Genomic DNA, 22,460 nt, shown 5'->3' with positions numbered 1-22,460 from the left:
GCTGTTCGTGCTTACTGTTCGGTTTTACCGTCGTAGCGGCGCTGCCACTCTGCCAGCACGCGCTCGCGATTAACTGCGGCCCACTGGAAGTCGGCATCAATCATGCGATCGGTAATGTCCGCAGGATAGTTTTCAATCGGCTGTGCCACACCGGGATAGGCCACCACGGCGTAGCCTTCGTTATAGAGTTCGTTAGCCTCGCGGGAAACGGCCCAATCCATCAGCGTTTGTGCAGCTTCTTGTTTGGCGGTACCCGCAACGATGGCGGCAGCTTCCATATCCCAGCCAAGCCCCTCTTCCGGGAAGATCACTTCAATCGGTGCGCCTTGAGATTTTAACCGTGCCCCACGGAAGGCAAACGACACGCCAACAACTGCCTCACCGGTGGCCGCCAGGCTGCAAGGAGCAGAGCCTGAGTGGGTGTAACGGGAAATGTTGTTGTGCAGACGGTCCATATAGTCCCAACCTTGCTCTTCGCCCCACAGCTGCATCCAGCTGGCTACATCCAGATAGCCGGTACCGGAGGAGTTGGGGTTAGGCATAATCACATGCCCCTCAAACTCAGGCTGGGTCAGGTCTTCCCAGGAGGTCGGCATGGGCACGCCCTGGCGCTCGCCTTCAATAGTGTTGTAGCAAATGGCCGCGACCCAGGCATCCATGCCTACCCACGCAGGGTCTTCACCATTACGGTAAGCAGCATCAATAAATTTAGGATCAAGGTTTTCAACGCCTGCGGGCGCATAGCGTTCCAGCATGTCCTCTTCTTCAAGTACCAGCAGACTAGTAGCGGCTAAGCCCCAGATGACGTCTGCCTGGGGATTATCTTTTTCCGCCAGCAAGCGCGCAGTAATCACGCCCGTAGAATCTCGCACCCAGTTAATGGTGATATTGGGATGGGCGGCATTGAAGCGTTCGGCGTATTTTTGCAGGTCATCTGACTCAACGGCGGTGTACACCGTTAGCTCAGTGGCGCTAGCCACCGAAGTGAAGGCAACGGCAGTCGTTGCAAGCAGAGCAGTTGCAATCTGAGTAGGTTGGAACAAACGGCGAAGTTTCGACATGGTAGGCTCCCAGCGTTTTGGTATAGACCAGGAGTTTGCCGTTGTTAAATGACAGTGCGATGACGCTTGTTTGACCGATTTTTTAAGTTGTTATGTACGCTCAAGCATAAGTTCTTGTGAGGGGTCTCTTGAGCGCCCTTGTCTTCGTAACCTTGTTACTGCTGGCCAGACAGCTCAACACTGATGCATAACGAATCGTGTAACCAGTGCTCTTCGTCATATTCGATGGGGCGCTGTTGATCATCAAAAATGGCACGGCAAATGTTTAGCCCTGCCGCGCCCGGGGCAACGAGTAACTCTTCTGCATCTAATGGCGACAGCGCTTCGGACACCATGCGTATCGAGCGATTGGCCAAGTGATGCCCCCACCGCCCTCTCAACAACCCCCAGAGTGACTGTCCGCTGTAGATGTCTAGCAACTCTGGCGCACGCTCTGGCACCACCCAAAGCGACTCCACCAGCACAGCGCGATCATCCACGTAACGGCGACGGCGAATATGGTGAAACGGCTGGTCATCGGGCAGCCCCAAGGCACGGGCAGCCACCAGATGTGAGCGGGTTTCCAGCTTTAAAACCGCCGTGCGTGGTTGCCGCCCCTGAGCCCCCACATAGTCGTTAAAGCCTGCGTCCCGGGTGGGGTCATACACCAGCCGGGCGGGCGAAATGAACCAACCACGCCGATTGCTGCGGTGAATGAGCCCTTCCCCCTCCAGTTGCGCTAAGGCTTGGCGCAACGTAACGCGGGTCGTAGAGAAGCGCTCTGCCAACACTCGCTCAGCGGGCAATTTGCCTTCCCACTGCGTGGCATGCTGGGTAATTAAATAACGAAGCTGTTCCGTTAACTGTAAATAGTAGGCATCAGGCATGCGCCGATTTTCCTGATAGATCGTTGGCCGATGAAGCGTCTGTCGACGCTGCCATCCGCCAGTCTAAGCGCTGCCACCCTTCTACACTAGCTACCTCCGCCAGCACGGGATCAGGGTTAACCGCCACGGGGCAGTCGACATACTGCAGCAGCGGGATATCGTTGCGGGAATCTGAGTAGAACGTTGTGTGGCTGGGAGCAATTTTTTGCTCGGTTAACCACTGCTGAAAACGCACTACTTTCCCCCCACGGTAAGAGAGCACGCCTTTGCTATGGCCGGTGTAGCTTGCCCCGCTTGCCGCATGTTCGACACTTAGCTCTACCGCCAGCACATGCTCAATCCCTAACATCGTCGCAATCGGCGCGACCAGGTGATGCGATGACGCAGAAATGAGGACGAGGATATCGCCTGACTGGCGGTGCGCGTCCAGGCAGCGCCAGGCTTGATCAAAAATACGGGGCTGCAAATGGGTAGCGACAAAGCGCTCAACTTCTTTTTGTACATCTATTACTCGGCGGCCCCGCAATGGCGCCAAGGTCATTGCCAAGTACTCCTCTAGCTTTAGCTTACCGGCATGATAAGCCTGCTGCATCTGTTCGGCACGGGCTATAAAGATCTCGGCATCACTGATCCACCCCTGCTCAATCATCCATAAATTCCAGCGGTCGCTGCAGTCTCCATCCAGGAGGGTGTCATCAAGATCAAACAGAGCGAGGCGCATGTGGCACTCCTTTTTTCGCGAGTTCGGCGGCGCGTAGGGTATGCCAACGATGATGACAGGACGATGACGCCATTGATGAGAATGGAAATTGCTCGCCCTACCTGTCAATAAAATAGCTTAAGGGGTTAACCACATTGAGGCAAACTCATCGGCGGGTAGCGGACGACCAAACCAGTACCCCTGAGCTTCGCTACAGCCCATTTGTGCGAGCAAATCGGCCTGGGCAGGGCTTTCAACTCCTTCTGCAAGGGTTTTCATATCAAGCGTGTCAGCCATGGCAATAATGGTTTGCACAATCGCCCGATCATGGTGGTTATCGAGCATGTCACGCACAAACGAAATGTCTATCTTCAACGCATCCGCAGCGAAGCGCCGTAAATACGAGAGCGATGAGTAACCCGTACCGAAGTCATCAATAAACAGCGCGTAGCCAGCCTGACGCATAGCCTGAGTAATTGTGACCGCCTGATCGGGATCACGCATAAAATCACTTTCAGTCAGTTCAAGCGCAATGCTGCCCGGAGGTACACAGGCGGTTAGCTTAGCCACATGTGCGGTTAGCTGAGGATCGGCAAATTGTTGCGCTGAAATATTGATTGAGAGCCTACCTGGCAGTGGCATATTGCTAGCCTGCCAAACACTTAACTGACGTGCCGCTTCTTCTAGCACCCAGTCTCCCAGCATGCGGATCAAGCCACGCTCTTCCGCCAGAGGAATGAACTCGCTGGGGCTTACCCAGCCCCACTCAGGGTCAAACCAGCGACACAACGCTTCAGCCCCCGTCAATGTTTTGCTAGCAAGACTAAACTGGGGTTGGAAGTAAAGTTGTAGACGCCCTTCAATAATGGCTTGATGCAGGCGCTCGGTCATCCATTGCCGGCGTTCCAGCGTCTGACGCATCGCCTGTGTATAGGGGCATACGCTATTATCACGGCGTTTTGCGTGATGGAGTGCAATACTGGCTGCGTTAAACAGCTCACCGGCCTCCGATATATCGCTTGGATAGCTGGCTACCCCAATACTGACGTCGAGATTAAAAACACGATGCCCCAGCTGGATGGGGCGCCTGATTACCTCGCATAGCTGAAACACTACTTCTTGAAGACGAACATCCTCAATGTTGGGTAGCAGTATCGTAAATTCATCACCGGAAAGTCGTGCGACAGCGCTTTTAGATAGGCTAGCTTGCCTCAAGCGCTCGGCTACGGTTGCGAGTAACTGATCTCCTACCTCGTGGCCATGTAAATCATTTACCTCTTTAAAGCGTCGGATATCCAGCAGCAGCAGTGAAAGAGAGTCATCCTGACTAGCTGCCTCTTTTCCCATACTGGCCAATAGCTCCATAAAGCGCGCACGATTAGGTAATCCTGTTGTGTTATCTGTGTAGGCAAGACGATGTATGTGACGATGATCACGGCGACGTTCAAGCTCACCTGCAGCACCAGTAGAGAGAATTCTCAGCACGGAAGTTGCAAACGCATTGGTCGTCAGTGGTGTTTGATAAAACACCATCATCACGCCGATGGCATCGCCCTTAGCATTATCCAAGCGGCGGCCTATCCACGCCTGGGTACTTAACGAGGTTCCCGGCAGCGTAAACGCATGGCCACTTTGAACAACGCTCTCGCCTTCAAACACGACTCGCTCAGCAGGCGTTCCCTGCAGCATAAACGTTTGGTTATCTATTAACTGGCCATTCGTGACTAAACTAACGGTCTGGGCTGCTGTTGCGGGTAGCACCGCGTTTATCTTATTAGATGCTCCCAAAAGCTGTGGAACAGGTTGATCCAGTAACGCGATAAACCCAGCATCTGCTTCTAATAACGTGGCTAACGTGATGATCAACTGGTGGAAGTAATCGTCTCCTACGCGTGAGGTAACTGTAGAGGCTACTTGTACCACCGCATCCTGCACGCGTTGTGATTCGTGCTGGTCGGTCACATCTGAGATAAAGCCCTCAAGATAGGCAACATGGCCATCATCATCGATAACAGCTTGCCCTTGCTCCCACATCCAACGGTAACTGCCATCCCGATGGCGCAATCGGTACACCACGCGATATGGCTGACGCTGCTGGATTGCCTGTTGTGCTGCTAGATGAACGCGATCTTGATCGGCTTCGTGTATGAGGGAGGCAAAACTGATGAGTCGATTATCTTGTAATTCGTCCGGATGGTAGCCCGTGAGCGCCTCAGCCCCTTGGCTGACCAACTGCATCGTCCAGTGTTGGTCATTTAGGCAACGGTAGGCCATACCAGGAAGGTGATTAAGCAATGTGTTTAAACGCCGCTCACTCTCTCGGGCCAATTCTTCACTTTGACGAAGCGCTTGCTCGGCTTGGCAGCGACCAAGCTCTGCCCCCGCTTGAGCAGCCACAATGCGCAAAATTTCGTTTTCAAGTCCATCAAGCTGCATCGGTTTATTGCTTAACACCGCTAAGATACCAATGGCCGAGCCATCGGATGAAAACAGAGGCAGTCCCATGTAACTCTCTGCACCCAGTTGGCTGAGTAGCTCGTCTTTAGGAAAGCGCGCCTGAACATCGCAGGCATACAAGCAAGGTTCTCTACCTAAAACCGTTTCACAAGGCGTTCCAATGAGAGGATAAGCGACATTTTCCTGATGATGATTATTTGACCAAACGGCCAACGTTGTGGCCATATGAGGCTCGGTGACCGCAGCGATCAACGCATGATCAATCCCAAGCAGTTGGGCAAGTTGCTCGACAAGCGTCGTATAAAAGTCAGGTCTTCCACTACGTCCTAAACCTTCCGCCAACTGACGGAAAATCTCCGACGCTTCGTTTATGGTGTGCATTGGAGCACTCACTTTTGTCATCGTAGAGCAGCTGCCCACAGAGCACTGTTGTAATAAGCTGTTGCAATAAAATGCAGCGGGCTACAGCATAAACAGTTATTTTACTGATGTACCACGCCTATCTATAACCCTGCTAAACAGACGCAGGCGCTATGATTGATAACTTAGCACATAACTTAGTGGCTGCTCGCTACGCTGGACAGCACGTTTAGGGGTAATATGACGAGCCGTTCAACAGAAGATGAAACACTTTATACCTCGCTTACTAATGGGCTTCCCAGTTTTCTTGGTAATGCGTTATTACGCTCGGCCAACCTACCTTCGCTTCCTGCTATTGCCATGCAAGTGCTTGAAGTAACGCGCTCCCCCCGTGCTCCTCTGAGTGACTATGCTCGTGTTATTGAACGCGACCCTGGGTTAACGGCCCGCCTTATTGCGGCCGCGAATAGCGTGCACTACCTTCGTTCAGCTCATCCTGCACAAACCAGTTTGGAAGCAACCCAGCGACTGGGATTAGACGCAACGCTCGCCACCGTATTGAGCTTCACTCTGTTTCCCTGGCCACCCACAGAGAACGCAGCTCTACAAACTTGGCGACGCGCCATTGTTGCCGCCGTGGTAGCAAGTAAGCTGGCTCACCAACTCTGCCCCGAACAGGTTGGCAGCGCATTCACGCTTGCCCTACTGCAGGATATAGGCATTTTCGCGATCCTCACCACCTACCCAGACGAGGCCGAAGCACTATACGCTGAAAGCAAAGTGTCTCACGCACAGTTAGTCAACGCTGAACGCCGCCACTTTGGCAGTGACCACACACTGATTGGCGCTTGGTTAGCCGCCAAGTGGGGGCTACCCTCCTCAATCGTGCATGCTATTGACCAAAGTCATGACGGCTTTTTAACCGATGACATGGCAACACTCTGTCTACGTTTATCCGGTTCAATCGCCGATGCATGGCTCAGCCCTGAACCAAGCACCACCTTAGCAATGTTGCTTAGGCAGTTAGCGGTCACAGAAACACTGCCTACGAATGTCATTGAAGCGCTTTTCCATCACTTGTCAGAACAAATTGATTTATTAACAGATATTCTGGATCTCACCGTACCCGCTCCGGTGAATAGTCAAACACTGCTGGCGGACGCACAGCAGTTGCTCTATCAACACTCTTTGACGCTCACCGCACGATTAGATGCTCAGCAACAGCAGCTGGATACACTACAGTTGCATAATTCTGCATTAGAAGAACGCAGCCGTATTGACCCACTAACTCAATTGGCCAACCGTGCGTGGTTAGAGCAGCAACTCCAAGAACGTTTTGCGCTTTGCAATGAGCAAGGCCGCACAATGTCAGTGGTGTTTATCGATTTAGATCATTTCAAAGTGCTTAACGATCAATATGGCCACCAGACAGGCGACTTAATTCTGGAACGTTTTGGTAAGATACTAGCGTCATTAACTCGCTCAGGCGATTTGGCTGGGCGCTATGGCGGTGAAGAATTTTTAATTATCTTGCCCGATGAGACCGCTCAAACCGCGAGACAGTTAGCCGAACGCATTGCTCTGTATTTAAATGAGCAACCTATGTTGGAAATTGACCAAGAAGCACTGTATATCACTGCATCTATGGGCATTGCGTGTTTAAGCAATGGCAACTTCAGCAATGAACGGGAGCTGATAGATGCCGCCGACCAGAGCATGTATTTCATCAAACGCTCTGGCCGCCGGGGCATCTCCGTTCATGGCCAAGATTGACCGTTAGTCGTCTACTATCTATTCAGTGCCTGGGGTAGATACAAGGCGATTTCAGGGAAGAGATGCATAAAAGCAATCGCCAGCAGCATCAGCAAAAAGAATGGCAGTGTTGCTTTCGTGATGGTGACAATATCTTTACCAGTGAGTCCTTGAATGACAAATAGGTTAAACCCCACAGGCGGCGTAATTTGTGACATCTCGACCACAATCACCAGATAGATACCAAACCAGATCAGATCAAATCCAGCGGCGCTAACCACTGGCATAATGATGGCCGTGACTAGCAGAATCAGTGAAATACCATCCAAAAAACAGCCCATGATCAACAGCAGCACCGTTAAGGCCACTAGCAGCATCGTAGGAGATAGACCCATTTCACCAATCGTGCGAGCTAACTGCATAGGCACTTGAGTAAAGCCCATCGCAGAGGTCAAAAATGACGCGCCAGCAATAATAAAGGCGATCATGCACGCGGTACGTACTGCGGCAAATAACGAGCTGGTAAAAATGTCTCGATTAAAGTGGCCATTAAAATGCGCAATGACCATCGACAGCACGACGCCTACCGCGGCAGCTTCTGTTGGTGATGCTAGGCCGCCATAGATCGATACGATAATACCGCCAATAAGCAGCAGGATTGGCACCAGCGACCAGGTATTGCGCAGCTTCTCAACAAAGCTCATGCCCGACTCATCAGCGCCGGTTAAGCCGTTTCGGTTACCTTTCAATAGGGCCCACAGCACCAGATAGGTCATAAACATGGCCAAGATCATCAGCCCTGGCCCAATGCCTGCCATAAATAGCCGGGTAATGGACTGTTCAGTCACCACGCCATAAACAATCAGTACGATGGAAGGCGGAATCAGCAAGCCTAGCGTTGAAGCGCTGGCCAATGTACCAATCGCCATGTTGCTGTCATAGCCGCGGCGTTCGAGTTCTGGCAGGGTCATTTTCCCCACCGTTGCACAGGTCGCCGCTGAAGAGCCACATACGGCGGCAAACATGCCGCTGCCAATGATATTGGTGTGAAGTAAACGTCCTGGCAGGCGATTTAACCAGGGCGACAAGCCACGAAACATATTGTCGGCAAGACCTGAGCGAAACAGAATCTCACCCATCCAGATAAACATCGGCAATGCCGTTAAATCCCAGCCATAGCTTGCTCCCCAAAAATCCGAGGCAAGAATAGGGCCGGGGTCGAAGGGACTAAAAAACTGAAGAGCAACCCAAGCAGTGCCAATCAGAGCAAAGGCAATCCAGACGCCACTGCCTAACAGCACCACGAGGGTAAAGATGGTAGCCAAACTAAGTAATAGCACGAGGGTGTCTCCTGGGTAGCGTCTTAATGCGCTTCGTTGTCGTCGATGGCGGTTGCTTCACGGAAGCTCGCAGGGTCGTGGATAGCGATACGCAGCGCTATCCACAAGGCTTCCAGAAGTGCCAATGCCAAGAGCCCTACCCCAACAACTAATACCGATTGCGGTATCCACAAGGGAATCGATAAAAAGCCTGACGATACATCGTTATATTGAAGGCTTTCTCTTGCCAGTCCAATCAAGCCATAGGTCAGCAAAAGGCTGATCACTACCGCAATGAGCAATCCAAACACCTCAAACCAGACGCGTATGGCAGAAGGTAGACGCGAGATAAGCAGCGTCACCCGAATATGCGCATGGTGGACAAAGGTGTAGGCAAGCCCAAGAAACGTTGCCCCGACTAACAGATAAGACGCCATCTCAGAAACGCCGGTGATGCTCACGCCGAGTCGGCTAAGGCCAACCAAAACAAGCAGCGCATCTACTAACCGAAACGTGACCTGCAGTGCGATAAGTGTACAAATAGCCACCATACACGCGGCAGCACCCCAAGCACCGAGGCGGTAGAGTTTGTCGAATTTAAACATCATGTTCGCAGTCTCATTGAGCGCGTGGGTGGTAAGGGCGGCACACAGCCGCCCTTAAAGCCAGCATTACTTAAAACCAGCATTAGTTGTTAAGACTCAGTTACCGCGTTGCTCGCGATAGTTCTCTAAGGCTTGTTTTGCATCGTCGTCAGCACGGGATTCCCAGTCAGCAAATAGTTCATCGCCCGCCGCTTGCAGAGCAGCAGAGACCGCCTCATTAGGCTGAGAAACTGAAATGCCATTTTCCCTCAGTGCTTCCAGGCTAGTTTCATTGTTCTCGCGGCTCATTTGCCAGCCACGCTCTTCAGCCCGAGCAGCCGCTTCCATCAGCGCGTCTTGGGTAGCTTCATCTAAACGATCAAAGCTTCGCTGACTCATAAACACAATATTCTTAGGCAGCCACAAGTTGGCATCGGTGTAGTCGGTCACATAGTCCCAGGCTGCCATGGAGTTACCGGTAGAACTGGAAGTAATCATGGCATCCACACGACCGGTGCTAAAGGCAGTAGGAATATCAGACTCTTCGGTTTCTGTCGGACTGCCACCTAAATTATCAACGAAACGCTGAGTATTAATATTTGGCGCACGCACCCGCAAGCCGTCGAACTGATCGGGATCCGTTAACGGCGCAGAGGTGTAAATGCCCTGGGCTGGCCAAGCGACAGCATACAAAGGCACCATTCCTTCATAGGCAAATAGCTCAGTAATCATCGGCTTAGTGGCTTCCCACAAGGCATAGGCATCTTCATAGCTACCGGCTACCCCCGGCAGCGTATCAACTTCGAAAATAGGGTCATCATTGGAAAGAACAGAAAGGAACACTTCGCCAGCATCAATCGTACCCCGGCGCACCGACGGCTTAATTTCACCATGAGAAACCAGAGAACCACCGCTGTGCACCGTAATGGTTAAGTCACCGTTTGTGGCCTCAGCCACATCCTCTGCAAACTGTTTATTGTTTTGGGTATGGAAGCTTGCATCACCATAAGGCGTTGCCATGGTCCATTCAGCCGCATGGGCGGTCGCCGCAGCGGCGAGGCTGCAAGCGGTCACTAGCAGTAATGGCGTTGTTATACGTTTATGCATGGGGACGTCCTCTTATTCATATTAATGGAAGTTCAGGTTGATCGAGGTGTTGCTTCGGGAGTGGTAGGGGTTGCGCTAGGGCAAACCCAGCGGCCGGTAAAACTTGTGTTTGCCATGTCAGCGCACCGCTCTATGGCATAATTGGCTGCACATTCTTGGGCGATCCGCCCCACACTTCGGCAAAAGCGAGGATGATTCGCACTGCGCCATATCACATCATAGTTCATAGGCGGCAACGGCACGGGTAGCGCTAAACGGTATAGATCACCCCGCCGCCACTCATCTAATACGGTGGCGACCGGAAGCGCACCGATTCCCAGCCCCTCCATCGTCATTCGTGCAATGGTCATCAATGTGCTAACGCTATGGATACGAGGCTGCTGAACGCCCACATCAGAAAGGTAACGAACCAGTTCTTCGTAGGGGCGAGCCTGCCTGCCAAAGGAAATAAACGGCAACGACTGGCACCAAGCGTTGGGGTGTTCGCTTAGCAGCGCGGCATGACGAGGTGAAACAAACATGCCCATCTCATAAGGACTTAACGTCTCGCACTCAATTTGCTCCGGAGCCAAGTAACCATTCATTGCCAGCAAAATATCAATCTCATTGCGCATCAGCCGATCATTAAGAGCCGGAGAGTAATCAACTGTTAACTCGATAATGAGTTCTGGAAAACGCTCAGTAAGCTGCTGAATGAACGCGGGAAACCAGCTATGTGCAATGGTTTCAATGGTGCCGAGCCTAAGGGGCGCAGAAAATGTCTCAGCACTATCAAATAGCTTTAGCGCCTCATCACGCTGATGCAGTATGCGCTCAGCATGCAGAAAGAACTCGCGGCCACGCATGGTCGGCTGAACCGGACGCGCCGAGCGCTCAAGCAATAGCTCACCTACGGTGCTTTCCAAACGTGAAATACGCTCAGAAACAGAAGGCTGCGTGATATGTAGGCGTACCGCCGCCTTGCGAAAAGAGCCAAGCTTTACCGCCCATACAAAAGCGTCTAGCTCTTTGAAATCAAGCATACATTTGCCTAACCAATGGTTGCAGTAACATCGGCGGGTATTCCTACACAGCGCAGGTAACGCCGCGTGTAGTGCCGCCCCCTAGCGCAATGTGTCACTGGGTGAAATGGTCGCATTGCTATGTAATGCAATCTTAGGGCCAGCATGGTGGGATTACCCACTATTTTTCGCTGAACAGTGTCTAGCTGAACAGTGACGAGCTGACTCATGGCCGACGTTTGCATGTTTCACTCCTCAAAACTACTCACCGACCGCCGATTATTATTAGTGCTGCGGGTATTCGTTAGGGCTGGCGTGAGCGTTTTTTTTATAATCTTTTATCGAGTCGCTTTATTTATTTGATAATCGTATTCCCCCCTAGCGTCAACCATTTTTCCAATAAATAACAGCACGATAGGAATCACCGATACTAAGTATCGCTAAAAACGATTGGAACTTAACAGGATAGGTTCATATATTGGTTTTAAGACATCACACTGATAATCAAGCTAACTATTTACAACAGGTAGTCATAACAAACACTGTCAACCGCATCTTTAACAACAAATCCTTCAGTATTAGCACTCCGTTATTAAAAATAAGCGTTCTTGGCCAACGCTGCTAACTAACAACTCGCTGTTAACCAACAAGTGACTCTAATAAATTCAAAACAGGCTAGGAGACGATATGGCAACCCCACTGCTCAACTGTGACATGGGCGAAAGCTTCGGTAATTGGTCGATTGGCTTAGATGCCGATGTAATGCCTTACGTCGATTGTGCCAATATCGCCTGTGGCTATCATGCCTCAGACCCTCATGTAATGCGTCGCACGGTCGCCTTGGCCAGTCAGCATGGCGTACGTATTGGCGCCCACCCCGGTTACCCTGACTTAATGGGGTTTGGTCGTCGCTCTATGGCCTGCTCGCCCGCAGAAGTAGAGGATATGATGCTGTACCAGGTCGGTGCGCTGGCCGGAATTTGCCAAGCCGAAGGCGTGACGCTGAGCTACATAAAGCCCCATGGAGCGATGTATAACGACATGGCGGCGAATCTTGAGTTATTGGAAGGAGCCATGCGTGCGGTACGTGCTTATGATGCCGACCTTCCGCTGATGGTCATGGCAACTGCCGATCCGGAACCTCATCGTCAGTTGGCGAAAAAAATGGGCATTACCCTGTGGTTTGAAACGTTCGCTGACCGCGCTTATGAAGCGACCGGCCATCTCGCCTCTCGCCGTCTGGCGGGTGCTGTCCACCACGACCAAGCCACTATCGTTGCGCAAGCCGTTGCGCTCGCCAAAGGCGAGGCGCTGACCGCCCGCGACGGCAGCGCGCTGCACCTACCCTGCGACACCCTGTGCGTGCACGGCGACAATCCTGAGTCGGTGGCTGCCGTGCGCGCGATTCGTGATGCCTTTACGGCGCTGGAGTCTGCGTGAAACTGCGTTTAGAAACGGCGGCCATGGACGCCGTAACGGTACGGCTGTTTGACACTATCGATGAATCCAATATGGCGTGGATCATCGCTGCCGATCAAACCCTGCGCGATGCGCTGGGCGAGGCACTCATTGACCTGATTCCTTCCTACACCACGCTGCTGGTGCACTATGACAGCCAGCAACTAACCTTTGGCCAAGTCGCTACGCTGATTCGCAGTGCCTTGCGCCACTTAACGCCTGCCGAATCTCAGGACGGTCAGTTGCATGAGATCCCCGTATGGTATGACGAAAGCGTTGGCCCTGAGCTTCCGCTGGTGGCAAAACGCGCAGGGCTCAGCGTTGACTCTCTGATCGAGCGTCACTGCGACCATGATTACTGCGTTTTCGCGCTGGGCTTTGCCCCCGGCTACGGTTTTATGGGGTTGGTAGACGAAGGCATCGCCACGCCTCGCTTGAAAACACCCCGCCGCAAAGTCGCGGCAGGCAGTGTGGGCATTGCCGATCGACAAACGGCTATCTACCCGCTCCTTTCTCCAGGGGGATGGAATATTTTAGGTCGCACCGCCGTACCGCTATTTGAATACGCTAAGCGGGGCGAGCCCCTGTTGCGCCCTGGCGATAAGGTGCGCTTTAAAGCGATTGGCAAAGCAGAGTTTGAAGCAGCAGGAGGCGATACAACGCCGATGGAGGAGCGGCCATGAGCCAGGCAATGCTAACGGTTAAGCAGGCCGGACCAATGGCTCTGATTCAAGATTTAGGGCGGTTCGGCGTGGGTCATTTGGGAGTTACCCAGAGCGGTGCCGCCGACTGGATTTCATTTCGCTGGGCAAACTGGCTCCTCGGTAACGCACCTGATAGCGCGGCACTGGAGATTGTTATGGGTGGCAACCTCAGCTTGGTTGCCAATGCCGAGGTACGTCTGGCGCTCACCGGGGCCGATCTTGGTGCCACCATCGATGGACAGCCATTAGCCACCAACACAAGCTTTCTGCTGCGTTCCGGTCAAACACTCATTTTCAGCCAGCCTCGGCGTGGCCTACGGGCCTATCTGGCGTTTCCTGGCGGATTAAACGCACCAACGATTCTGGGCAGCCGTTCCTGCACTGCCCGCGAGCAAATTGGCGGGCTCCGTGACGACGGCAGACCGCTACAAACCGGCGACCAGCTCACCTGGCAAGGTAGCTCACCCGGCGAGCGAAGCTTGCCTGAAGGAACAGCCCCCGCCATGCCAGAAAAAAGCTGCCAACTCAGCATGGTGCTTGGCTCGCAAGCTTCAAATTTCGCCGGACGCAGCCTGTACAACGCTTTTAACCAGCCTTGGACAGTAGATAATCGCGCTGATCGCATGGGTGTTCGTCTCACTGGCCAGCCTCTGCATTGCACGCTCGGTGGCATTATTTCTGAAGGAATTCCCCTTGGCGCCGTGCAAATCCCACCCGACGGCCAGCCGATTGTGTTAATGAATGACCGCCAAACCATTGGCGGCTATCCACGCCTAGGTGCACTTACCCCGATGGCCTGTGCGCTGCTTGCTCAATGCGTACCGGGAACCGAGGTGCATTTGAGCCCTGTCAGTGCCAGCCAAGCGCAAATTGCCTATCGGAAGCAATTAAGCCATTGGCATTAAAAAACCCGCATCTCTCGATGCGGGTTAGAACAGGGAAGTTACTTAGAGCAAGCGTTGCTTTGACGTTTATGCAACGTCTAAGCGGTCCGCGTTCATCACTTTTGCCCAGGCAGCGACGAAGTCTTTGACAAACTTCTCGCCGTTATCATCCTGGGCATACACCTCTGCGTATGAGCGTAGCAGTGAGTTAGAACCAAACACTAGATCAACGCGAGAGGCTGTCCACTTAACCGCGCCCGTTTGACGGTCGCAAATCTCGTAAACATTATTGCCCACCGGCTTCCAGCTGTTGCCCATATCGGTCAAGTTGACAAAGAAGTCGTTGGTCAACTGACCTTCACGGTTAGTGAACACACCGTGCTTGGTACCACCATAGTTGGTGCCCAGCACACGCATTCCACCTAACAGCACGGTCATCTCCGGTGCGGTGAGCCCCATCAACTGGGCACGATCCAGCAGCATTTCTTCGGGTTTGACGATGTAGTCTTTCTTCTGCCAGTTACGGAAGCCATCGGCAAGTGGCTCTAAAGGCTCAAAAGAATCTACGTCAGTCATCTCATCAGTGGCATCACCACGGCCTTTGAGGAACGGCACACGCACATCAAAGCCCGCTGCTTTGGCCGCTTTTTCAATACCCACGCTACCCGCTAAGACAATCACATCGGCAATGCTGGCCCCCGTATCAACAGAGATCTGCTCGTATACGTTAAGCACATCGGCAAGACGCGCTGGCTCATTGCCTTGCCAATCTTTCTGGGGAGCCAAACGAATGCGCGCACCGTTAGCACCACCGCGCATGTCGGAACCACGGTAAGTGCGCGCGCTATCCCACGCGGTGCTGACCATGTCGCTAATGCTTAAGCCGCTCTCAGCAATTTTCTGCTTAACCACTTCTTCGCAGTAATCGGTGCTACCTGCAGGCACAGGATCTTGCCAGATAAGGTCTTCAGCCGGCGCTTCTGGGCCGATATAGCGTGCTTTCGGGCCTAGATCACGGTGCGTTAGCTTAAACCACGCTTTAGCGAAGGTTTGCTTGAAATACTCCGGATCGGCCATGAATTTTTCGCAAATGGCACGGTACGTCGGGTCCATCTTCATCGCCATATCCGCATCGGTCATGATCGGATTGTGACGCACAGAGGGGTCGGTTGCATCAACCGGCTTATCCTCTTCTTTAATGTCGATAGGCTCCCACTGATGAGCACCAGCAGGACTTTTCTTCAGCTCCCACTCGTAGCCAAACAGCAGGTCAAAGTAGCCCATATCGAACTTAGTTGGGTTGGTGGTCCAAGCACCTTCAATACCCGACGTCACGGCATTGCTTGCTTTGCCATCCATGGTCGGGTTGCCCCAGCCAAAGCCCTGGTTCTCAACGTCAGACGCTTCAGGCTCAGCGCTCAATGCAGCGGCATCACCATTGCCATGACATTTACCCACGGTATGGCCACCCGCTGTAAGTGCGGCTGTTTCTTCATCGTTCATCGCCATACGGGCGAACGTTAGTCGCACGTGCTCTGCCGTCTTCAACGGATCTGGCTGGCCATTTACCCCTTCCGGGTTAACGTAAATAAGCCCCATTTGTACCGCTGCAAGCGGGTTTTCCATGGTATCTGGCTTATTGACATCAGCGTAGCGCTCATCAGAAGGCGCTAACCACTCTTTTTCAGCCCCCCAATAAATGTCTTTCTCTGGGTGCCAGATGTCTTCGCGACCAAACGAGAAACCGTAAGCGGGCAGCCCCATAGATTCGTAGGCAACCGTACCCGCAAGAATTATTAGGTCGGCCCAGCTGATTTTATTGCCATACTTCTTCTTCACTGGCCACAGCAAACGGCGCGCCTTATCAAGGCTTACGTTATCCGGCCAGGAGTTGAGCGGTGCAAAACGCTGGTTACCGGTACCACCGCCACCACGGCCATCGGCAATGCGGTAAGTTCCAGCAGAGTGCCATGCCATGCGGATCATCAGGCCACCGTAGTGGCCCCAGTCGGCTGGCCACCATGCTTGGCTGTCAGTCATCAAGGCATGAACATCTTGTTTGAGGGCGTCAAAATCGAGTTTTTTGACCTCTTCCCGATAGTCAAAGTCAGGATCCATCGGGTTAGTTTTACGATCATGCTGGTGCAGAATGTCTAGGTTCAACGCCTCTGGCCACCAATCTTTGTTGGAGGTGCCAGTAGACGTATTACCACCATGCATTACAGGACATTTGCCACTCATGTTTCTCTCCCCTTCTTGCTCTTTGCCTTGGACTCGCCAAGGAAACAGATGATCGACATCTCATATTGCTGTCTACAGTGTAGGTAATCAGCAAGCGTTGCGTTGATATGTACTGTTTTAAAGCACCTCATCGATAGCCACAATTTGTAATAAACCAATAGATCGATAGTTATTTATTATTAAACTAGCTATTTCTTAGTCAATAAAAACTTAGTCAATACAAACTTAGTCAATAAAAACTTAGCCAATAAAAAAGGCAGGACGTCAGACGCCCTGCCCGTACCACTATCATGATAGTAGCGTTTTCTTACCTTTACTCCACCATTGGCAACAGTGCGTTCAAGCTATCCCGCGCATCGCCGTAGAACATGCGCGTGTTCTCTTTGAAGAATAGCGGGTTTTCAATGCCAGAGTAGCCCGTGCCCTGACCACGCTTGCTGACAAACACCTGCTTGGCTTCCCAAACCTTCAATACCGGCATACCGGCGATAGGACTATTGGGATCTTCCTCGGCCGCTGGGTTTACGATGTCGTTGGAGCCGATCACGATAACCACATCCGTACTTGAGAAATCGTCGTTAATCTCGTCCATTTCCAGCACGATATCGTAAGGCACTTTGGCTTCAGCCAGCAGCACGTTCATGTGACCAGGTAGACGCCCTGCCACCGGATGAATACCAAAACGTACGGTCTTACCCGATGCCCGCAGCTTGCGTACTAGATCGCTCACCGCACTTTGTGCTTGAGCCACCGCCATGCCATATCCCGGCACGATAATCACGCTGTCAGCATCGTTTAAGGCACTCGCTACGCCACTCGCATCAATCGCGACCTGCTCGCCCTCAATTTCAGCCGCTGGCCCTTGAGCACCACCGAAGCCGCCCAAAATCACGTTAACGAAGTTGCGGTTCATCGCCTTACACATAATGTAAGACAGGATCGCCCCTGAGGACCCCACCAGTGCGCCGGTAACAATCAATAGATCGTTGGACAGCGTGAAACCAATCGCCGCCGCTGCCCAGCCGGAGTAGCTGTTCAACATCGATACCACCACCGGCATATCCGCACCGCCAATGCCCATAATCAGGTGATAGCCAATAAAGAATGACAACGCTGCCAGCACGATCAGTGTCCAGAAACCTGCGCCGTTGAGGTAAAGAATCGCGAGCAGCAATGAAAGCGCCGCAGCACCGGCATTGAGCATATGCCCACCCGGCAGTTGGCGAGGCTTGCCATCCACCTTACCCGCCAGCTTACCAAACGCAATCACCGAGCCGGTAAAGGTCACCGCACCGATGAAAATCGCGAACACCACCTCAATCTGCAAAAAGGTCAGCTCAGCAGGAGCCTTCGTGGCCACCAATGCGGCAAACGCAGAAAACTCTTGCATCGCGCCATCGGCCGCTTGTGCTGCCAACACCCGGCGGCGCTCTAAATCTGCGCTCCAGGCAACAAAGACCGCTGCCAAACCCACAAAACTATGTAGTGCCGCTACCAACTGAGGCATTTCGGTCATTTCGACCTTGCCTGCGACATAAGCACCAATCCCAGCACCGATTAACATCGCCGGAACCAGCCACCAGTAGCCGCCAATACCTGGCCCGAGGGAGGTAAAGAACACCGCTACGGCCATGCCCACAATGCCGTACCACACGGCACGCTTGGCTTTTTCCTGATTACTCAAGCCGCCTAGCGATAAAATAAATAGCACACTTGCCGCAATTGCCGCGGCAGATACGAATCCTTGTCCTAACATCTCGTTTCTCCGCCGCTTAGGATTTTTGGAACATGGCAAGCATCCGGCGTGTCACCAGGAAGCCACCCACGATATTAATCGACGCAATCAGTACCGAAATGGCCGCCAGCACGATAACGACGCCACTGCCTGAACCGATTTGCAAAATTGCCCCTAAAATAATGATGCCAGAGATGGCATTAGTGACCGCCATTAAAGGCGTGTGCAGCGAATGACTCACCTTCCAAATCACCTGGAAGCCAATGAAACACGCCAACACAAACACAATGAAGTGCTGCATAAATGAGGCAGGGGCTATTTGACCCAGCAACAGCATCAACGCGCCACCAACGGCGAGTAAGCCAGCTTGTCGCTTGGTTTGCGCTTTGAAGGCGGCCAGTTCAGTAGCCTTCTTCTCTTCAGGCGTCGGTTCTTTCTCTTTTTTCTTTGGCTTCGCCGCGGCAATGGCCTTTACTTTGGGCGGCGGCGGCGGGAAGGTGATTTCGCCCTGGTGCGTGACCGTAGCGCCGCGAATGACATCGTCTTCCATGTTGTGATGGATGACGCCGTCTTTCTCAGGCGTGAGGTCGGCTAGCATATGGCGAATATTGGTGGCGTAAAGCAGCGACGCCTGGGTGGCCATGCGTGAGGGGAAGTCGGTATAGCCGACCACCACTACGCCGTTATCAGATACAACTCGTTCGTCCGGCTTGGTTAAATCGCAGTTACCGCCTTTTTCAGCGGCTAAGTCGACAATCACCGAGCCAGGCTTCATGGCTGCCACCATATCTTCCAGCCACAGCTTTGGTGCAGGCCTGCCAGGAATCAGCGCCGTGGTGATGACGATGTCGACATCCGGCGCTTGTTCGCGGAAACACTCCAGCTGCTTCTCACGAAACTCTGGGCTGGAGGGAGAGGCATAGCCACCGCTTTCTGAACCGTCCTGACTATCTTCAAAATCGAGAAACAGGAATTCAGCGCCCATAGATTCAATTTGCTCGGACACCTCTGGGCGCACATCAAACGCACGCACCACAGCGCCAAGGCTAGCCGCAGTACCAATCGCCGACAAGCCCGCCACACCTGCGCCGATCACCAATACTTTGGCAGGGGGAACTTTACCGGCGGCGGTTACCTGGCCAGTAAAGAAGCGGCCAAAGTTATTGCCCGCCTCAATCACCGCACGGTAGCCCGCGATATTGGCCATTGAGGAGAGCGCATCCATTTTCTGCGCTCTGGAAATACGTGGCACCATGTCCATCGCAATAACAGACGCGCCCTGAGCTTTACAGGTTTCCAACAGTGCTTCGTTTTGTGCTGGCCAGAAGAACGCAATCAGCGTCTGGCCTTCGCGCAAATAGTGAGCCTCAGTTTCCGAAGGTTCACGGACTTTAATCACCACGTCCGCATCACGCCACAGCGCTTCCGCGCTTTCCACAACGCTGACACCCGCATCGCGATACGTGTCGTCATTAAAGCCCGCGGCAGCCCCTGCGCCGGCTTCCACCAAGCACTCATGGCCTAGCTTCTGAAGCTGTTTTGCGCTCTCAGGAGTAAGCGCTACACGCGCTTCTCCTTGAGCTGTCTCTTTCGGTGCGCCTATTTTCACACGCTTTCTCCCTTGGTTAGCCCATTTCCAGCGTCATTACCAAAACAATCACGTTTTCACCCTTGGTTATTGGACGCTGGGCATTATTACTGACATGCGTCTTCGCGCCAGATAGCAGTTTAGGATCTAACGCGGCGACTGCCAGTTACTATTCAACCTTCGATTCAATTGGGTTGTTTAACTACAACACTACCCTTTTTAACAACGATTCCCCACCAAAAGTTAGAGAAAACTACTTCCAAAGTACCGCATTCAATTCGCCCTACCAGTGATTAACTGAAGTAGTGGGCATGGCAATAATGATTAACCGCCAAAAACGACCACAGCAGTACTTGTAACGACATTTGTAACGACATTCTCAACAACAAGCTTAACAACGCAGGAGAGTCACTTATGTGGACTAAACCAACGTATCAAGACATGCGCCTTGGCTTTGAAGTAACGCTGTATATCTCTACTCGCTAATCTCTAGCTACTGAGCCACGGCCCCTGCCTGCCTTATTGGGTTGATATCAGGTAGGGGCTTTCAGCCAGGATTCATAGCACACCCACAGCACTAACGTAGGAGGCCAGTCTATGCATATTTTAGTTCTTGGGGCTGCCGCAGGTGGCGGTTTTCCCCAATGGAATTGCAACTGCCCTAACTGCTACCACGCTCGCCTGGGCAGTGCAGATCATCAATCTCGCAGCCAGTCATCGATTGCGTTAAGTGTGGATGGCAAGCAGTGGTTGCTATGCAATGCGTCCCCTGACATTCGCGCTCAGCTCAATGCCAACCCGGAATTATGGCCAAGTGAGCTGCGTGGCAGCGGTATTCGTGGCGTGCTACTGGTAGATGCTCAAATCGACCATGTCACCGGGCTACTCTCCCTAAGAGAAGGCTGTCCATTAGAGGTGTGGTGCACGCCTAATGTGCATCGCGATTTATCGACTGGTTTTCCGCTATTCCCGATGCTGGAACACTGGGGCGGACTACACTGGCAGCCGATTGACTTGGAAGATCATCAGGAAGTTGTCGAGTTTTCGATTCCCTTTCTGCCAGATATCGCGCTCACCGCCTTTGCGCTACACAGCAATGCCCCGCCCTACTCACCGCGGCGCGGCGCGCCCTCCTGTGGCGATAATTTAGGGCTGTACATTGTTGACCGCAACAGCGGCAAGTCGCTGTGCTACGCCCCTGGGCTTGGCAACCCCACACCGCTGGCAATGCGTTTCTTAAACGCCGCAGATGTGGTGATGGTGGATGGCACCCTGTGGGAAGACGACGAAATGCAGGCACTTGGCGTTGGCACCTCCACAGGCCAACAGATGGGTCACCTCGCGCTCAATGGCAACGGTGGTATGTGTGCGCTATTGAACGAACTCCCCAGCAGCACGCGGCGCATTTTGATTCATATCAACAACACCAACCCGATTTTGGACTGCGCTAGCGATGCAGCGAAAACATTGCAGGCCGCAGGCATCGAAACAGCTTACGACGGAATGAAACTGACGTTTTAGGTTGACTTCCACAGACCTTGAACACTCTCTTATCTTAGAATTATTAAGTATTAATCTATTAACATCCAGACCTAAATCTTAGATTAAAAAAGCACTAGGTTAGTAGAATTTAAAAGATAGTAGATCGATAAAAGGTGCAAAAACAGGTCCTGATAAAATTAAACCAAAATAAGCATATAACTTTATAAAATAATTCAAACAGAGCGAGTTATAACCAAAAAACCTGTTTCATTAAACAAATCCTATGCATAAAAAATGGCTAAAAATAAAAACCATGTAAATCAGCAACAAATACATTAGATATTACAAAAATAACCAGGAAATCGACTATGGCGATGACAGCGATAATGCCCAGTGCTTCTGCCACCCCGCTCAGTCGGGAGGGGTTCCGTGAAGCGCTAATGGGTAAAGGGCAGTACTACCATCTTAATCACCCCTTTCAACAGGCGATGGCCAACGGCGAGCTTACCCAGGAACAACTTCAAGGTTGGGTAGCTAATCGCTTTTACTACCAGTTGATGATTCCCCAAAAAGACGCCGCGCTGCTGGCTAACTGCCCAGATGCCGCTACCCGCAGGCGATGGGTGCAACGCCTGCTTGACCACGACGGCCACGACGGAGATGAAGGCGGGATTGAAGCCTGGTTAGCCCTAGGTGAAGCCGTAGGGCTACACCGTCATACACTGCTTTCTCAGGAGCGTGTGCTACCCGGCGTGCGCTTTGCGGTAGATGCTTACCGCCACTTTGTCGCTCGAGCCCCCTGGCAGGAAGCTGCGATCTCATCGCTTACCGAGCTATTTGCGCCGCTTGCCCACCAAAACCGCCTGGACACCTGGCCTCAGCACTACCCGTGGATTAACGAGCAAGGCTATCGCTATTTTCGGAAGCGGCTCAGCGAAGCCCGTCGAGACGTCGAGCACGGCCTGGAAATCGCTTTAGGCGTGTGTACCACGGTGGCGCTGCAGCAGCGCGCGCTGGATATTCTGCAATTTAAGCTCGATGTGCTCTGGAGCATGTTGGATGCCATGACCATGGCCTATCAGCTAGACCGCCCGCCTTACCACACCGTCACCCGCGAAGCGGTGTATCACCGTGGGCTTGAGCACTCACTTTACTAGGCAA

General features: G+C 52.6%; 18 protein-coding genes. 7 read left to right on the top strand and 11 right to left on the bottom strand.

What is annotated here, in order from left to right; translation table 11 throughout:
- Nucleotides 1–11: 11 nt before the first annotated feature.
- From K7H08_RS10970 to K7H08_RS10955, 4 genes are all read right to left on the bottom strand, one after another.
- Nucleotides 12–1,061 (bottom strand): putative 2-aminoethylphosphonate ABC transporter substrate-binding protein, encoded by a 1,050-nt coding sequence (locus K7H08_RS10970; protein ID WP_095603645.1) that lies wholly within the window; start codon nucleotides 1,059–1,061, stop codon nucleotides 12–14.
- Nucleotides 1,062–1,216: 155 nt separating this feature from the next.
- Nucleotides 1,217–1,927, bottom strand: coding sequence for a UTRA domain-containing protein (locus K7H08_RS10965; protein WP_038478831.1), 711 nt, complete (start codon nucleotides 1,925–1,927; stop codon nucleotides 1,217–1,219).
- Nucleotides 1,920–2,648: an HAD family hydrolase gene (locus K7H08_RS10960; protein ID WP_038478834.1), complete on the bottom strand. Its 729-nt coding sequence runs from the start codon at nucleotides 2,646–2,648 to the stop codon at nucleotides 1,920–1,922. The genes K7H08_RS10965 and K7H08_RS10960 overlap by 8 nt, the downstream gene beginning before the upstream one ends.
- 117 nt (nucleotides 2,649–2,765) lie before the next feature.
- Nucleotides 2,766–5,465, bottom strand: coding sequence for a bifunctional diguanylate cyclase/phosphodiesterase (locus K7H08_RS10955; RefSeq protein ID WP_231657921.1), 2,700 nt, complete (start codon nucleotides 5,463–5,465; stop codon nucleotides 2,766–2,768).
- 219 nt (nucleotides 5,466–5,684) lie between these two features.
- Here K7H08_RS10955 and K7H08_RS10950 point away from each other — a divergent pair, with 219 nt between their 5' ends.
- Complete coding sequence (locus tag K7H08_RS10950; RefSeq protein ID WP_038478840.1) at nucleotides 5,685–7,217, top strand: GGDEF domain-containing protein; 1,533 nt, start codon at nucleotides 5,685–5,687, stop codon at nucleotides 7,215–7,217.
- A gap of 14 nt (nucleotides 7,218–7,231) precedes the next feature.
- Here the strand turns inward: K7H08_RS10950 and K7H08_RS10945 are convergent, their stop codons facing one another.
- The 4 genes from K7H08_RS10945 to K7H08_RS10930 form a co-directional block, all read right to left on the bottom strand.
- Nucleotides 7,232–8,536, bottom strand: a complete 1,305-nt coding sequence (locus K7H08_RS10945) for a TRAP transporter large permease (protein WP_038478843.1) — start codon at nucleotides 8,534–8,536, stop codon at nucleotides 7,232–7,234.
- A gap of 23 nt (nucleotides 8,537–8,559) precedes the next feature.
- Nucleotides 8,560–9,123 (bottom strand): TRAP transporter small permease, encoded by a 564-nt coding sequence (locus tag K7H08_RS10940; RefSeq protein ID WP_231657920.1) that lies wholly within the window; start codon nucleotides 9,121–9,123, stop codon nucleotides 8,560–8,562.
- A gap of 93 nt (nucleotides 9,124–9,216) precedes the next feature.
- The gene (locus tag K7H08_RS10935; RefSeq protein ID WP_038478849.1) at nucleotides 9,217–10,206 is read right to left on the bottom strand and encodes a TRAP transporter substrate-binding protein; all 990 of its coding nucleotides are present in this window, start codon (nucleotides 10,204–10,206) and stop codon (nucleotides 9,217–9,219) included.
- Between the two features lie 32 nt (nucleotides 10,207–10,238).
- Nucleotides 10,239–11,228, bottom strand: a complete 990-nt coding sequence (locus K7H08_RS10930) for a LysR family transcriptional regulator (protein ID WP_038478852.1) — start codon at nucleotides 11,226–11,228, stop codon at nucleotides 10,239–10,241.
- Nucleotides 11,229–11,894: 666 nt separating this feature from the next.
- Here K7H08_RS10930 and K7H08_RS10925 point away from each other — a divergent pair.
- The 3 genes from K7H08_RS10925 to K7H08_RS10915 are packed head-to-tail and all read left to right on the top strand — an operon-like array spanning nucleotide 11,895 to nucleotide 14,274.
- Nucleotides 11,895–12,647 (top strand): 5-oxoprolinase subunit PxpA, encoded by a 753-nt coding sequence (locus K7H08_RS10925; RefSeq protein WP_038478855.1) that lies wholly within the window; start codon nucleotides 11,895–11,897, stop codon nucleotides 12,645–12,647.
- The gene (pxpB, locus tag K7H08_RS10920) at nucleotides 12,644–13,348 is read left to right on the top strand and encodes a 5-oxoprolinase subunit PxpB (RefSeq protein WP_120386222.1); all 705 of its coding nucleotides are present in this window, start codon (nucleotides 12,644–12,646) and stop codon (nucleotides 13,346–13,348) included. The genes K7H08_RS10925 and pxpB overlap by 4 nt, the downstream gene beginning before the upstream one ends.
- A complete protein-coding gene (locus tag K7H08_RS10915) occupies nucleotides 13,345–14,274 on the top strand; it encodes a biotin-dependent carboxyltransferase family protein (RefSeq protein ID WP_231657919.1) in 930 nt (309 codons plus the stop codon). Before pxpB ends, K7H08_RS10915 begins: the two co-directional genes overlap by 4 nt.
- Before the next feature lie 66 nt (nucleotides 14,275–14,340).
- On the opposite strand, the gene katG is transcribed toward K7H08_RS10915, so the two are convergent.
- The 3 genes from katG to K7H08_RS10900 form a co-directional block, all read right to left on the bottom strand.
- The gene (gene katG, locus K7H08_RS10910; RefSeq protein ID WP_231657918.1) at nucleotides 14,341–16,494 is read right to left on the bottom strand and encodes a catalase/peroxidase HPI; all 2,154 of its coding nucleotides are present in this window, start codon (nucleotides 16,492–16,494) and stop codon (nucleotides 14,341–14,343) included.
- Between the two features lie 313 nt (nucleotides 16,495–16,807).
- Nucleotides 16,808–18,250 (bottom strand): NAD(P)(+) transhydrogenase (Re/Si-specific) subunit beta, encoded by a 1,443-nt coding sequence (locus K7H08_RS10905; protein ID WP_038478867.1) that lies wholly within the window; start codon nucleotides 18,248–18,250, stop codon nucleotides 16,808–16,810.
- 16 nt (nucleotides 18,251–18,266) lie between these two features.
- A complete protein-coding gene (locus tag K7H08_RS10900) occupies nucleotides 18,267–19,838 on the bottom strand; it encodes a Re/Si-specific NAD(P)(+) transhydrogenase subunit alpha (RefSeq protein ID WP_038478870.1) in 1,572 nt (523 codons plus the stop codon).
- Nucleotides 19,839–20,231: 393 nt separating this feature from the next.
- On the opposite strand from K7H08_RS10900, the gene pqqA reads away from it, so the two are divergent.
- The 3 genes from pqqA to pqqC all read left to right on the top strand — a co-directional run bounded on the left by pqqA (nucleotide 20,232) and on the right by pqqC (nucleotide 22,456).
- Entirely contained in the window at nucleotides 20,232–20,303 is a 72-nt protein-coding gene (pqqA, locus tag K7H08_RS18410; protein ID WP_009722990.1) for a pyrroloquinoline quinone precursor peptide PqqA, read from the top strand.
- Between the two features lie 111 nt (nucleotides 20,304–20,414).
- On the top strand, nucleotides 20,415–21,338 hold the full coding sequence (gene pqqB, locus K7H08_RS10895; RefSeq protein WP_231657917.1) for a pyrroloquinoline quinone biosynthesis protein PqqB: 924 nt from the start codon (nucleotides 20,415–20,417) through the stop codon (nucleotides 21,336–21,338).
- 329 nt (nucleotides 21,339–21,667) lie between these two features.
- Nucleotides 21,668–22,456 carry a pyrroloquinoline-quinone synthase PqqC gene (pqqC, locus tag K7H08_RS10890; RefSeq protein WP_231657916.1) on the top strand — a complete coding sequence of 263 codons (789 nt, stop codon included), beginning with the start codon at nucleotides 21,668–21,670 and terminating at the stop codon, nucleotides 22,454–22,456.
- The last annotated feature ends 4 nt before the right edge of the window (nucleotides 22,457–22,460 follow it).

Origin of the sequence: Halomonas sp. IOP_6, assembly GCF_021151565.1 — a bacterium.
In the GTDB taxonomy this organism is placed as follows: domain Bacteria; phylum Pseudomonadota; class Gammaproteobacteria; order Pseudomonadales; family Halomonadaceae; genus Vreelandella; species Vreelandella alkaliphila.
This window is presented reverse-complemented; position numbering and strand designations above follow the sequence as displayed.